The sequence below is a fragment of the Paenibacillus sp. AK002 genome, assembly GCF_053903045.1.
In genome coordinates this window covers 5,844,259-5,857,675 of sequence record NZ_CP096377.1, presented here as the reverse complement: position 1 = coordinate 5,857,675, position 13,417 = coordinate 5,844,259, and the positions used below count along the sequence as shown (strand labels likewise).

12 protein-coding genes are annotated in these 13,417 nt (G+C 50.2%); all 12 read left to right on the top strand.

Features of this window, described 5'->3' with window-relative positions; genetic code table 11:
- Positions 1–87: 87 nt before the first annotated feature.
- The 12 genes from M1D70_RS26215 to M1D70_RS26160 all read left to right on the top strand — a co-directional run bounded on the left by M1D70_RS26215 (position 88) and on the right by M1D70_RS26160 (position 13,408).
- Positions 88–2,238: an ABC transporter ATP-binding protein gene (locus M1D70_RS26215; protein ID WP_456288365.1), complete on the top strand. Its 2,151-nt coding sequence runs from the start codon at positions 88–90 to the stop codon at positions 2,236–2,238.
- Positions 2,235–2,732 carry a DUF1854 domain-containing protein gene (locus tag M1D70_RS26210; protein ID WP_433941344.1) on the top strand — a complete coding sequence of 166 codons (498 nt, stop codon included), beginning with the start codon at positions 2,235–2,237 and terminating at the stop codon, positions 2,730–2,732. Before M1D70_RS26215 ends, M1D70_RS26210 begins: the two co-directional genes overlap by 4 nt.
- A 296-nt stretch (positions 2,733–3,028) precedes the next feature.
- Positions 3,029–3,790, top strand: coding sequence for a YveK family protein (locus tag M1D70_RS26205; RefSeq protein ID WP_009590440.1), 762 nt, complete (start codon positions 3,029–3,031; stop codon positions 3,788–3,790).
- Positions 3,791–4,016: 226 nt separating this feature from the next.
- Entirely contained in the window at positions 4,017–4,910 is an 894-nt protein-coding gene (gene galU, locus M1D70_RS26200; RefSeq protein ID WP_015737322.1) for a UTP--glucose-1-phosphate uridylyltransferase GalU, read from the top strand.
- A gap of 16 nt (positions 4,911–4,926) precedes the next feature.
- A complete protein-coding gene (locus M1D70_RS26195) occupies positions 4,927–5,631 on the top strand; it encodes a sugar transferase (RefSeq protein ID WP_009590434.1) in 705 nt (234 codons plus the stop codon).
- A 203-nt stretch (positions 5,632–5,834) separates the two neighbouring features.
- The gene (locus M1D70_RS26190; protein ID WP_456288363.1) at positions 5,835–6,794 is read left to right on the top strand and encodes a GDP-L-fucose synthase family protein; all 960 of its coding nucleotides are present in this window, start codon (positions 5,835–5,837) and stop codon (positions 6,792–6,794) included.
- On the top strand, positions 6,791–7,789 hold the full coding sequence (gmd, locus tag M1D70_RS26185; RefSeq protein ID WP_009590886.1) for a GDP-mannose 4,6-dehydratase: 999 nt from the start codon (positions 6,791–6,793) through the stop codon (positions 7,787–7,789). The genes M1D70_RS26190 and gmd overlap by 4 nt, the downstream gene beginning before the upstream one ends.
- The gene (locus M1D70_RS26180; protein WP_456288361.1) at positions 7,786–9,246 is read left to right on the top strand and encodes a lipopolysaccharide biosynthesis protein; all 1,461 of its coding nucleotides are present in this window, start codon (positions 7,786–7,788) and stop codon (positions 9,244–9,246) included. The genes gmd and M1D70_RS26180 overlap by 4 nt, the downstream gene beginning before the upstream one ends.
- A gap of 98 nt (positions 9,247–9,344) precedes the next feature.
- Entirely contained in the window at positions 9,345–10,043 is a 699-nt protein-coding gene (locus M1D70_RS26175; protein ID WP_456288359.1) for a glycosyltransferase family 2 protein, read from the top strand.
- Positions 10,033–10,881: a glycosyltransferase family 2 protein gene (locus M1D70_RS26170; RefSeq protein ID WP_456288358.1), complete on the top strand. Its 849-nt coding sequence runs from the start codon at positions 10,033–10,035 to the stop codon at positions 10,879–10,881. Before M1D70_RS26175 ends, M1D70_RS26170 begins: the two co-directional genes overlap by 11 nt.
- Positions 10,882–10,937: 56 nt before the next feature.
- Positions 10,938–12,122 (top strand): hypothetical protein, encoded by a 1,185-nt coding sequence (locus M1D70_RS26165; RefSeq protein ID WP_009590894.1) that lies wholly within the window; start codon positions 10,938–10,940, stop codon positions 12,120–12,122.
- A 62-nt stretch (positions 12,123–12,184) separates the two neighbouring features.
- Positions 12,185–13,408 (top strand): hypothetical protein, encoded by a 1,224-nt coding sequence (locus M1D70_RS26160; RefSeq protein ID WP_085981263.1) that lies wholly within the window; start codon positions 12,185–12,187, stop codon positions 13,406–13,408.
- The last annotated feature ends 9 nt before the right edge of the window (positions 13,409–13,417 follow it).

The window sequence follows — 13,417 nt, the reverse complement described above, 5'->3', positions numbered from 1 at the left end:
AGGATATTACGAAAACGAGGATCGAGGATTTCGGAACGATCGGAAACGCACGGCAAAGAGACGCCCTGGCTAATATTGCACGGAGACTTGAATCGTGATGTGCGTTTTGAACCGTTGCAGCTTGTGTTTACAGCTTCCAGTCTGCAGGTGCTGGATCGGGAAGGAAGGGAATTGCTGGAGATTCCCAAGCGTAAAATGATGAACATCGACCTGGTTGAGGTCATCGGCGGTGGTTGTCTTGTCGCCGGCACTGCGGATGGCCCGGTTGAAATTTTACGATTCACGGAACCGTACCTTGAGTCCTGTCGCAAGGCTCTGCCGCAAGTCGAACAGTGGATAACGGATTCATCGCCGCATCGAATGGACCAACGCGGCGATTTGGACGAAAAGAAGGGGAAATGTGACCGCTGCGGACGCGCAAAACGGACAGCTTCCGGTTTCTGCATACGCTGCAATCCCAAATGGAGTACGGTGTCCCATCTTCTTCAGCGGAGCAGAGCCTATAGATCTTCTATCATGATGATGGGAATCATCGTAATCGTTACCGTTCTTGTATCCCTGGCACCACCCTACGTAATCAAATGGATCATTGATGAAATATCATCGCCTACTCGCTCAGACGGGGATTCCGCGTCATTGATAGGGTTGGCCGTAATGCTCGCCGGTTTGTATATTCTGCAGGCTTTGCTTCAGATGATCGAAGGTTATACGGCCATTAGGATCGGTGGACGCTTCCTTGGGGAGATTCGCAGAGATATGTTTCATGCCCTGATGAAACAATCGATGCGTTTTTTTGATAACCGGCAGGTATCCCAATATATCGGACGCATTAATCAGGATACGGATGCGCTCAAAAATTTTATGTCGCAAGGGATTGTTCACCTGACCTCTCAGTTTTTATCTGCTATTTGTATTATGGGAATGTTGTTCTATTTGGATTGGCGTTTGACCTTGATGATCCTTCTGCCGCTGCCGCCGCTTGGAATCCTTGTGATGCGTCTGTGGCCGAAAGTCCGGGATATGTGGTATGCCCAGTGGCAGTCGTCCATTCACGTTCAAAATATGGTAGGGGAGGCTCTTCAGGGAATACGAATTATAAAAGCCTTCTCCAAGGAACAAGCCGAGAAAACACGTTTTGATCAGGTCAATCAAAAATATGTTCATCGCATGATTTCAATTCAAAACTTATGGATGTTCATGACGCCGGTACTCACGTTATTCATTTCACTGTTTGCAGCCCTCGTATGGTTTGCCGGAGGACGGAGTGTGCTGGAAGGCAGCATGACTGTGGGAACATTAAGCGCATATGCATCGTATTTGATCATGTTCTTCGGTCCTGTCAAATGGCTGGCGCAATCAGCCAGCTGGATCAATGAGGTGCTGGGATCGGCCGAACGAATCTTTGAGGTGATTCAAACGCCTGCTGAAGTGAAGGATGACGAGAAAGCTCCGCGCTTTAACAACGTTCAAGGTGAAATCGTCTATAATCAGGTGGCTTTCGGCTATACGCAAGATCGACGAATTCTCCAAGGGATCAACCTTCGAATAGCACCTGGCGAGATGATAGGCATCATCGGTCCGTCAGGAGCGGGGAAGTCGACCTTGATCCATCTGTTGTGCCGATTTTATGATCCGGACGAGGGAGACATCTATGTGGACGGACGAAGGCTTACCAGCATTAAGCAAGAGGAGTTAAGGAGAAATATTGGGGTAGTGTTTCAGGAAACCTTCCTCTTCGATGGGACCATAGCGCAGAATATCGCTTATGGATGCCCCGAAGCCAGTACAGAGGACATTATTCAAGCGGCAAGGACCGCAAATGCGCATGACTTTATATGCCGCCTCCCTGACGGCTATGAGACAAAGGTAGGAGAGAGAGGGCATCGGTTGTCCGGAGGAGAGAGGCAGCGTATAGCCATTGCCAGAGCCGTGCTGCTCGATCCCCCGATTCTGATCTTGGATGAGGCGACCTCCTCGGTCGATGTGGAGACCGAAGCTGTCATTCAGGAGGCGCTGGATACGGTGGTTCAAGGCAGAACGACTCTTGTCATTGCTCATCGGCTGTCGACTCTTCGGCGGGCGGATCGGCTTCTGGTTCTTGAAGGAGGGAGGCTAGTCGAGAGTGGAAGCCATGAAGAGCTTCTGAGACGCCAAGGGGTATATCATCGTTTGCTTCATGCAGCGCAGGCGAAAGCCCCAAAAGACGAATGGATACCGATGCAGGAGGTTGCTACATGATGGTAGCGCGAAGGGAAGCATGGGCTCAGGACCAAAGTCTTCGACTCTATCGTAACGGGAGAGGCGAACTAGAGGCGGAAATGAACCGAGAGACAATCGGTAAAGTGCGCCTTGTTCTGACATTTCCGGTCACGAAGCCGGAGGGGTACATTTCTGTACGCTCTGCATTGGATCAAGAGGTTCATTTTATTCTTTCGCTGGATGAACTGGATAAGAAAAGCCAGTCGGCTGCCAGGGAAGAACTGCAGCGAAGCTATTTGATACCCGAAATATTAAAAATTATGGGAATCAAGCGCCGGGGCAGGAATTGGCTGTGGGAAGTGGAGACGACGTATGGCAGGATCTCATTTCGCATAGACCAGCCGCAAGAGAGCATCGATTTCCTCTCGGAGAATGATTATACAATCAAGGATACGGAGGGCAGACGATACGTCCTCCGCGATGTAACACGTCTCGACAAACAGAGCAAGCTCTATTGGAATAAGATCAATTAGTTATAACGACTCACAAATGAGAGAATAGAGTACCAAAAAATGTAAACGCCTGCCGAATGGGGGCGTTTTTCTTTTTTGTTTCAGCCATGCATTTATATTTGTGTACGCTTACATGCCTAGAAATCATGTTGAAAGATCTGAATTTGCTTTCTGATTGTGTAACAAAATGTATCGTTTGTAGGTAAATAAGACCAAATCAGTATTGACACGATACGAATTGTATCGTAAATTGAAGATGCTAAATGATACAAAATGTATCTACGGAAGCACATTTGCTTATGGACGGAGGAAATTCAGTGGAACTTGAAATTAAAGAGTATGCAACCGTGTTGAAGAAAAGGCTGTGGTTAATTCTCCTCGTGGTTGCCGTGGTCTGCGTACTCGTTGGATTTTACAGTTATCGAATGGTTGAACCCCAGTACGAAGCAAGCAACAAGATGATCGTGACCAATAAGACCGAAGAAAAAAAGTCTGTCCTTAGTTCAGATGATATGGATATGGGGATGCGTCTGGTTTATACATACAAAGAAATTATCGGAACTAGCGTGATTCTGGAAAAAGTGGTGGAACAGCACCCGGAATTGAAACTAACCGTGAAAGACCTGATGGATATGATGGTGGTCGATACCGTACAGGATACACCTGTCATGACGATATCCGTCAGGGATTATAGTTACGATGGCGCGCTCAAAGTAGCCACGGCCGTTGCCGACGTATTCAAATCCGAAATATCCTCTATCATTCCCGGCGGGAACATCACCATCCTATATGAGAATAACGCCGATCCCAGACCGGTCACTCCAAGTCCTTTGCTGTATGTTGTGATTGCTTTCGTTGTGTCGCTGATGCTGTCGATAGGTTTCTGTTTCTTGCTCGAATATTTGGATGATTCCATCCGCACTGACAAAGAGGTTGAACTGGTTCTCGGACTTCCGACACTGGCCGTTATACAGCACTTCAAGTCAAGTGACTTCAAAGCGAGAGGCAGCTCCGTATCAAGACGCAGTCCGGTTGAACCGCCCGGTTCCGGAAAGGCCATCGTTAACGCTTCCGAATAAACGTTGTTACTTAAAGCATACATCAGGTAATGCCTACTGAACCTCTACCACCGTAGGCACTCGATTATGCTGTGGGCATCCGTCAAACAGGATGGCTTAGACGTTCATCGTCGATGGCGTAAAGTGAGGAAGGGTTAGATGCCCTCTCTTGTTTACATAGAGCTTCACATGGAATACCCAATTTTCCGGTAAAAACGAAAGAATTAGGATAGAGGAGGAACGTACAATGGCAACCATTAAAAAGGCTATCATTCCTGCTGCCGGACTGGGTACTCGATTCTTGCCAGCTACAAAAGCAATGCCCAAAGAGATGCTTCCGATCGTGGATAAGCCTACGATCCAGTACATTGTGGAAGAAGCGATTGAGTCCGGCATCGAGGACATCATTATCGTTACAGGCAAAGGCAAGCGGGCGATTGAGGATCATTTCGACCATGCTTTTGAACTGGAGCATAAGCTTAGGCAGACCAAGAAGCTTGAATTGCTTCATGAGGTGCAGCGCCCCTCTCGCATGGCGGACATTCATTATATTCGCCAGAAAGAACCCAAAGGGCTGGGGCATGCCGTATGGTGCGCACGAAAATTCATAGGCAACGAACCGTTTGCCGTCCTGCTCGGGGATGATATTGTTCGTGCGGAGAAGCCGTGCATCAAGCAGTTAATCGAACAGTATGAACAGACCCGGAGTTCCGTGATTGGCGTTAAGTACGTATCTCCTGAGGAAGTACACCGATATGGAATCATTGATCCGTATCCGGTGCCCACCATCGGAGGGCTGTCCAGAGTGCAAGGAATGGTAGAAAAACCGAAAGCCGAGGACGCACCTTCCAATCTGGCGATCATGGGACGTTATATTCTGACCCCGGCGATTTTCTCTTACCTGGAGCAGATGGAGGAAGGAATCGGCGGAGAGATCCAACTAACGGATGCCATTCAGCGAATGACCGAAATCGAGGAAGTGTATGCCTACCAATATGAAGGGACGCGCTATGATGTCGGGGAAAAGCTCGGGTTCATTCTTACATCGGTTGAATTCGCGTTGATGAAAGAGGAGCTGCGGCTCCCCCTTTTGCACGGACTTGAGCAAATGATACATAAGAACCGAACGTTGGCTAGATAGGAGATTGAATCAAGCCATGAATATCGAAACGATTGAAACAAGGACGTTGGAAACCGCTGCAGCCGAAGAATTTCCCGTTATGACAGGTGCGAGCTCTTTTCCGGTGAAGCCCCGTTTAGGGTACTTCCGGCTGAAACGGGCAACGGATGCGATGCTGTCCGCTGTTGGCCTTATTCTACTTCTGCCTCTGTTTATGATCATCTTCTTGTGCATGAAGGTGGAGAGCCCCCGAGGACCGATGCTGTTCTCGCAGATTCGGGTAGGCAAGAACGGAAAAACGTTCAAAATGTACAAAATTCGCTCCATGGTCGTTAATGCGGAACAGCTTCAACAGAAGCTGGTTCATCTAAATGAGGTTGAAGGTGCCATGTTTAAAATGAAGAACGACCCACGGATCACGAAGGTGGGACGCATTCTTCGAAAAACGAGCTTGGATGAACTCCCGCAGCTGTGGAACGTACTGAGAGGCGAGATGAGCCTGGTCGGACCGCGGCCGCCGCTCCCTGCGGAAGTAGAGGCCTACACCCCTTACGATATGCAGCGGCTGAGCGTGGTTCCGGGCTGTACCGGCTTGTGGCAGGTAAGCGGCAGAAACGCCCTGGGGTTCCGCGAAATGGTGGAGCTGGATTTAAGGTACATCCGTGAACAATCCACGACCCAGGACATTCGGATCCTGTTCAAGACGGTCCGGGTGTTCATGGGGTCCAAAGATGCTTTTTAGTTAAAGTGCATGTTCAAAAAGGCCGGTTTTCAGCACCGAGAAGGTTGGATGAAGCTAGGGACGTCAGGAGCGGAGCGTGCGTAGTTGTACGTGAGCACCGGAAGGCCCGGCTGAATTCAAGATTCGATGCCGAGTGGCTTCCTGATTCACTTCGTGATCAAAGGCGGGCTTTTTGAACAACCACTTAAAAGGAGATGGCGGTTATGAATTTAGATTCCCGAATATATGTGGCTGGTCATCGCGGTCTCGTGGGATCTGCCATTGTTAGGGCATTGGAGCAGCAAGGATATCGCAACCTGGTTACCCGTACCAGTCAGGAGCTGGACTTGCGTGAAGGTGATCGCGTGGAACGCTTCTTCAGCAGTGAAGGGATAGAGTATGTGTTTCTAGCCGCCGCCAAAGTCGGCGGTATCATTGCGAACCGGGATTACCCAGCGGATTTCATACGGGACAATCTTCTAATCCAGAATAATATCATAGATCTTTCCTATCGGTACGGGGTAAAAAAACTGCTCTTTCTCGGATCTACCTGCATCTACCCCAAACTGGCTCCGCAGCCAATGAAGGAAGAATATTTGATGACCGGCGCCCTGGAGCCTACCAATGAGCCCTATGCCGTTGCCAAAATCGCGGGAATCACGATGTGCCAATCATACAATCGGCAGTATGGTACCCGGTTCATTTCGGCTATGCCTACGAACTTATACGGCCCGAACGATAACTACGATCTGGAAACCTCCCATGTTCTTCCCGCGCTGCTGCGCAAGATACACGAGGCTAAGGAGACAGGCCAACGCGAGGTGGAAATTTGGGGTACCGGTCAGCCGAAGCGCGAATTCCTTTACGCTGACGATCTTGCCGATGCCTGTTTGTTCCTGATGAAGCATTACGAGGAGAATACAATCGTCAATATCGGTTGCGGAGAGGATGTGTCCATCCGGGAACTTGCAGAGAGCATAGCCTCCACTGTCGGTTATGACGGAAGTTTTGTCTATAACGCCTCAAAGCCCGACGGTACACCCAGAAAGCTGGTGGATGTCAGCAAGCTGACAGCCCTCGGCTGGAAGCCGTCGATCAGCCTTGAGCAAGGATTGGCCCGAACTTATGAGCACTATTTAGAATCGCAACAGATCTACAGTAAATCCGTTGGAGGATCAATATGAAAAGAGCATTAATCACTGGCGTTACCGGTCAAGACGGTTCGTATTTGGCTGAGTTTCTGCTAAGCAAAGGGTACGAGGTTTTTGGATTGCGCCGCCGGACCAGCACACCCAATTACGAGAACGTAACCCATATTAAAGATAAGATTCACTGGATATCCGGTGATTTGACCGATCTCGCCTCGTTAATCGAAGCGGTCCGTATCGCCGATCCGCACGAAGTGTATAACCTGGCAGCCCAGTCCTATGTAGCCGCTTCTTGGCCGCAGCCGCTGGCAACGGGCCAAATGACGGCGATCAGCGTAACCAATATGCTGGAGGCGGTCCGGCTGGTGAAGCCGGAGGCGCGTTTCTATCAGGCGTCCAGCAGCGAAATGTTTGGCAAGGTCGTGGAAACGCCTCAGAAAGAGACAACGCCTTTCTATCCTCGGAGCCCTTATGGCGTAGCCAAGGTATACGGCCATTGGATCACGGTGAATTATCGCGAAAGCTTCGGGATGTTCGCATGCTCCGGCATTTTATTTAATCATGAGTCGCCCAGAAGGGGATTGGAGTTCGTTACCAGGAAGGTCACGGATGCCGTTGCCCGGATCAAGCACGGTTTGCAGCAGGAGCTGCGAATGGGGAATCTGGATGCATTGAGGGATTGGGGATTTGCAGGGGATTATATCAAAGCCATGTGGCTCATGCTCCAGCAAGAGCAGCCGGACGATTTCGTGATATCAACGGGCGAAATGCACACCGTAAGGGAACTCCTTGAGGTAGCCTTCTCTTACGTGGGCTTGCATTACGAGGATTACGTCGTCATTGATCCCGAATTCGTGCGTCCTGCAGAGGTTGACCTGCTCCTTGGCGATTGCACAAAAGCTAAAGAGCAGCTCGGGTGGGAGCTTGAGGTCAGCTTCGAACAGCTGATTAAGATGATGGTAGACGAGGACATGAAGCGGGTGCGCGCAGAGATCAAATACCAAGAAGCGCTGTCGGCGGCATACGTGTGAGAAGCAAACGATCGTCCAGCACGCGGCATAAGTTAGAAAGGTTTCACGATCTTCGCAAACTCACCCGTAATCGAACGGTCAACGGCGGTTTGTGGATATTTGCAGGGCGGGCATTCTTTGCAGGGTCCGCGCTGCTCATTAATATCTTACTGTCCAGGGTACTGAATACGGCAGCCTTCGGCGCCTATTTGATGGCTTTCAATATCGCCTTTTTTGGCGGCGTGGTTGGCACGCTGGGTTTGAACCAGAGCATCATACGTTTTTTGGCCGAGCAGAGGGAGAAAGGAAAGCAGACATGGGCCCGTAAAACCGCGCTGCTGTCTCTGAAGATTGCGATGATCGGAGCAGCCGGTACAGGCATACTGTATACACTCCTGCAGCTGACGCTGCTTCGAGGCGTTTTGGGCTCGGAAATTATGGCATCGGCCGCGTTATGGACCGGGCTGTGGATCATGTTAACGGTTCTGCAAAATGTAATGGCCGAGACCTTTCGGGGACACGGTGATGTGAGGCAGGCTACATTGTTTAGCGGCGTTTTGTCCAACTTTCTCATGCTGGCAGGTTTAGGGTTGTTGATGTGGCTCGGGCGTTCATCATTATCGTTGGAGCATGCGCTCATCTTGGTTACGGTCTGCATGGGGATTAGCTGCTTCGTCGCCGGTTGGAGATTGCTGAAGCTTCTCCAGGGAGGGTTCCGGAACCAAACGAATGAGCCGGCCGCAGATCATGGGCCAAACGCCGGGCAGCTGCTTGCCGTCTCTCTCCCGATGATGGCTTCGAACGTCGCGCTGTTTATGCTCACCTCTAGCGATATCTGGATTCTGGGCGTTTTTTACGATGAGAGCGAAGTGGCGATTTATGGTGCAGCCGTACGCTTAATGGCCGTGCTTAATTTCTTCGTCGTGTTGATGAATACGCTGATGACAAGCATCATTTCCAAGTATTTCGGCAGCGGCCAGTTCCCGAGCATTCAAAATGCCGGCCGGATCATTGTTGGCATATCTACGCTGCCCGCAATCGTCATTGGAATGGTTTTTATGTTGATGGGCGAGAAAGTGCTTCAATTGGCATTTGGATCTGCCTATGGCTCAGGTCATGCCATTCTGGCTGTTTTGTCGCTGGGTCAGCTCATCAATTTATTCGCAGGCCCGTCAGGACTTCTTCTGACCTTAACCGGCCATGAGCGGGCCATGTTGAGAATCACGCTGATTACCAGTGTCGTGACGGTAATTGCGGCCGTGACGGTCGTTCATGCATGGGGGCCGTTTGCGCTTGCCGTCGTGATGGTATGCGGTTTGCTTGCGCAGAACGGTTGGATGTGGGTAGAGGTGCGGCGAAAACTCGGCATTTCGGTGCATTTCCACCCCGTTGATCTGATACGTCAGTTGATGCGTCTGGCAGGCAGGAACAAAAACATAGAACAGCAAGTTCGATTAAAGGGAGCCAGTTACAAATGATACGGACTCAATGGGTAGAAGACAGATCTGAAGTTTTTCTCTCCGTAGTCACGGTCTGCAGAAATAATCTACAGGGTCTGATCAAAACGTGGCAAAGCGTGAAGTCGCAATCCTGCTCGCTCGAATGGATCGTCGTTGACGGCAACTCGGATGACGGCACGCTGGCTTTTCTTCAGAATATTGAAGATGAACGAGTGTCCTTTGTCAGTGAACCGGATCAAGGGATATATGATGCGATGAATAAAGGACTGGAATGTTGCAATGGTCAGTATGTTGTCTTCATGAATTCCGGCGATCGATTTTATGATGATACGATTGGCGAACGGCTTCGTGTGCAAGCTATCCAGCATCAACTCCCGGATTTGCTGTATGGCGATGCGCTTGAAGAAGCGCGGTCGGGTGAACTGTTGTATAAGACGGCCCGCAGTCATAAGCGCATGTGGTACGGCATGTTTACGCATCACCAATCCATGGCTTTCAGGCGGGGAAGTTTGAGCAGCATCAGGTATCGTCTGGAATACCCGATCGGAGCGGATTATGCCCTGACAGCGGAACTCTTGTTGCAGGGCGGGACAACAGCGTACCTCCGTAAACCCATATGCATTTTTGAGCAGGGCGGTATCTCCCAAACCCAGCATAAACAAGGCCAACGGGACCAGTGGTTTATCCGTAAATCCATTCTCGGGATGCCAATCGTCCTCCGCGCTGCGATCGCGCTGCTGCAATGGGGCGTTCGTTTGGTTAAACATAGCTTTCCTAAATTCTATAAGAGGGTGCGCTTTTCCTATGAAAAATAAAATCCCGGTGTCCGTCATTATCATGACAAAGAACGAGGAAAAAAACATAGCCAAGTGCTTGGCTTCAGTATCCGCTTTTGACGAGGTGTTCGTCGTGGATTCCAACAGCACGGATCGAACATGTGCCATTGCAGGGGAAATGGGTGCACATGTTATCAATTTTACATGGAATGGCCAATATCCGAAGAAAAAGCAATGGTGCCTTGAGGAGCTGCCGTTCCGCAATGACTACGTGTTTTATGTGGATGCGGATGAAGAAGCCACTCCCCGGCTGGTCGCCGAGATAGAGGGGTTGTTTCAAGAAAAGCGGGATCTGGCGGCAGGCTATTTCGTGGCGTATGACTATGTATTCATGAACAAGGTGCTGAAGCACGGGCACAGGATGTATAAGCTGGTATTGTTCCACCGTCGGTTAGGCAGATTTCTGGACCATGACGATCTGTCGGCGTCGAACATGTGGGAAGTGGAAGGGCATTATCAGCCTCAGATTGATGGAAGTACCGGGGTGCTCAGCAGTTGTATGGTGCACTATGATCATGATTCTCTGTTTGATTATTTCGCGAAGCATAACCGTTATTCGGATTGGGAGGCGGTGGTGCGCACCAATGGCGGCTTTCGGAACCTGAACGAATCCCAAATTTTCATCCGAAGCCTCCAGAAGAAGCTGTTCGACCGGATGCCTTTGAAGTGGGCGGTTGCATTTATACACTCTTATATCATTAAGCTTGGCTTTCTCGATGGTTCCGCCGGCTTCCACTATGCTTTCGCACGTTCGGTTTATTACTGGCAGATCGGAATCAAGATGTCGGAGCTCCGGAAAGTAAGCCAGGGGACATGAACAGCCGTACTGCTATCGGTAATCAGTTGTCCCCGGTCCCGACTGGAGGAGGAATTATGGGGGGGCTTGCCTTTATTCTGGCCCTCTTGATTTACGCGATTTTCAGCGCGCCCTTTCCAGCCAATCCCGGCATGACGGAAGTGCTGATCGCGGCGTTGCTGGTATTGTTTGTTTCGCTTCCGACAGGAATTCTGGTCATGAGCGGCGGTTTTACGCTGTATCGCAGATATGACACCGTCCCCATGCCGCTGCATTTGGGCTTTTTTGTGCTGCTGTGGCTGGGGCTGTTGAATGGAGGCGTCATCTATCGTTGGGATTCAACGGATATACTACGTGATCTTATTCCGTGCGTATATTTGTTTGTCCCACTATTGTTGCTGCCCGCAATGAATCGTTCCAAATTCAAATGGCTGTCTATTCTTCCGTGGCTCATCGCGGTAATGGGCGTTATTTTATCGATCAGATTCTATATGGAAGTTCGCATTTCGCCGCTCGATATCGGGAAAATGTATTATTTCGATAATTTTCTGTATTTGCCGTATGACCCGAGCGTTTCGTTTGCCGGCGTCTTCCTGACGATTATGGCCGTGCATACGTGGAAAAGCACGAATCCGCTCCGCTGGCTAAGCAGCCTGGCCATGCTGATCGGCGGTTTTTTGGCGTTAGGCTCGCTCATGGCCGTAGCGCAGCGGGCCCCGCTGGGGTTGGCTGCCCTGTGCTTTGCCGTGTATTTCGGCGTAAGTTCCGGAAGGTCCATACGGAAGCTGATCGTCATTATCGTGATCTTGATTGGAGCCGGGATTCTGGCCCAGGAGCAGATCACGAGCTCGTTTGATTTGCTGTTATCCAAGCAGGTGAACTATGGAGCGAACGGGAAGACGGATGAATTGGCGGCTGTGCTTCAGGAAACGTCCAAGTCGGTGTATACGCTGCTGCTTGGTATAGGCTGGGGGGGACTGTTTTTTGATCCGACCTACATGTCTGAGGTCTCGTTTACTCATTCGGCGTTTACCTTCTTCCTGTTAAAGGGAGGGGTTATCGGTATTACTGTCTTTTTGGCTTATCTGAGCTGGATTATATGGAAGTGCTTAAAGCGCGTAAACATGCAGAATCTCCCGTACATGCTTGGGGCCGGGGTTCCGATCATGATCGGATTGTTGTTCCAGCCCAGTTTCAAGACGCTCTCCTACGGAATGCTCCTCACCGTTCTGATCTTAAAAGATAAGGAGTCAATCCCATGAATCACAATCTGAGTTTCCCTGCTGATACATTGCATAATCGGAGCAGAAGCTCAGTGGCCAACTTGGGGGGATTCGGATTTATAGCAGCGTTGCTGTTATATGCCTTGTTCAGTTCCCCTTTTCCAGCAGAGCCCGGCATCGCAGAAGCTTTGATTGCTGTTCTTCTGATCTTGTTTGTATCGATCCCGACCGGAATCATTGTTATGGGCGGCGGCTTCTCGTTATATCGCCATTACGGGACCGTGCCTGTCGTTATTCATGCCGGCTTCTTCTTTTTGCTGTGGATTGGGCTTCTGAACGGCGGTGTTGTTTATGGGTGGGATATGACGGATATTATTCGCGATTTGATTCCGTGCGTGTATCTGTTCGTTCCGCTCCTGCTCTTGCCGGCAATGAAACGCTCAACGCTCAATTGGCTTTCGATATTGCCTTGGATCATCTCCGTAATGGGCGTTATTTTATCCATCAGATTCTACGTGGTTGTACAGATTTCCCCTCTGGAAGTGGGCAGAATGTATTACTTTGATAATTTTCTGTATCTTCCGTATGATCCCAGCGTTTCGTTTGCCGGCGTATTTCTTCCCATCATGGCGATTCATACTTGGAAAAGCTCCAGCCCGTTTCGCTGGCTGGGGAGCCTCGTGATGCTGACTGGCGGTTTCCTGGCCCTCGGGTCTCTCATGGCCGTTGCGCAGCGCGCGCCGCTTGCGCTTGCTATGCTGTGCTTTGCCGTTTACTTCATCGTAAGCTCGCGCAAATCGATGAATAAGCTGATCATTGGTCTGATCATTCTCGTCGCCGCAGGGATGCTTGCCCAGGAGCAAATATCCAACTCATTTGAATTGTTGGTATCCAAACAGGAGGATTTCGGCGCGAACGGAAAGACGGATGAGCTCGCCGCCGTACTGGCTGAAACGTCCGCCTCTCCATATTCCATGCTGCTGGGAGTGGGGTGGGGAGGCCTGTTTCACGATCCGGCGGTAAACAACATTCTTGTATCCTACACTCATTCGGCGGTTAGCTTTTTCCTGCTCAAGGGAGGGCTGATCGGGATTGCAGTGTTGATGACTTATCTGATCTGGATCCTGTATAGGGCTCTTCAGCGGTTTACGATCACCATGCTCCCCTACATGCTGGCAGCCTTTGTACCTGTCATTATCGGCTTGTTGTTTCAGGTCAGCTATAAAACCTTGTCGTACGGAATGATCCTTACCATGATCTGTTTGATACATAAGGATCCCGGTAGCGTTCATTCAGGCGGCGAAAAGAACATTCCAAGACAGTAAGGGGACATG

Bases quoted from the DNA above. Each gene is read 5' to 3' on its own strand.
- M1D70_RS26210 (WP_433941344.1), top strand. From the start codon at position 2,235: ATGATGGTAGCGCGAAGGGAAGCATGGGCTCAGGACCAAAGTCTTCGA.
- galU (WP_015737322.1), top strand. From the start codon at position 4,017: ATGGCAACCATTAAAAAGGCTATCATTCCTGCTGCCGGACTGGGTACT.
- M1D70_RS26195 (WP_009590434.1), top strand. From the start codon at position 4,927: ATGAATATCGAAACGATTGAAACAAGGACGTTGGAAACCGCTGCAGCC.
- M1D70_RS26190 (WP_456288363.1), top strand. From the start codon at position 5,835: ATGAATTTAGATTCCCGAATATATGTGGCTGGTCATCGCGGTCTCGTG.
- gmd (WP_009590886.1), top strand. From the start codon at position 6,791: ATGAAAAGAGCATTAATCACTGGCGTTACCGGTCAAGACGGTTCGTAT.
- M1D70_RS26170 (WP_456288358.1), top strand. From the start codon at position 10,033: ATGAAAAATAAAATCCCGGTGTCCGTCATTATCATGACAAAGAACGAG.
- M1D70_RS26165 (WP_009590894.1), top strand. From the start codon at position 10,938: ATGGGGGGGCTTGCCTTTATTCTGGCCCTCTTGATTTACGCGATTTTC.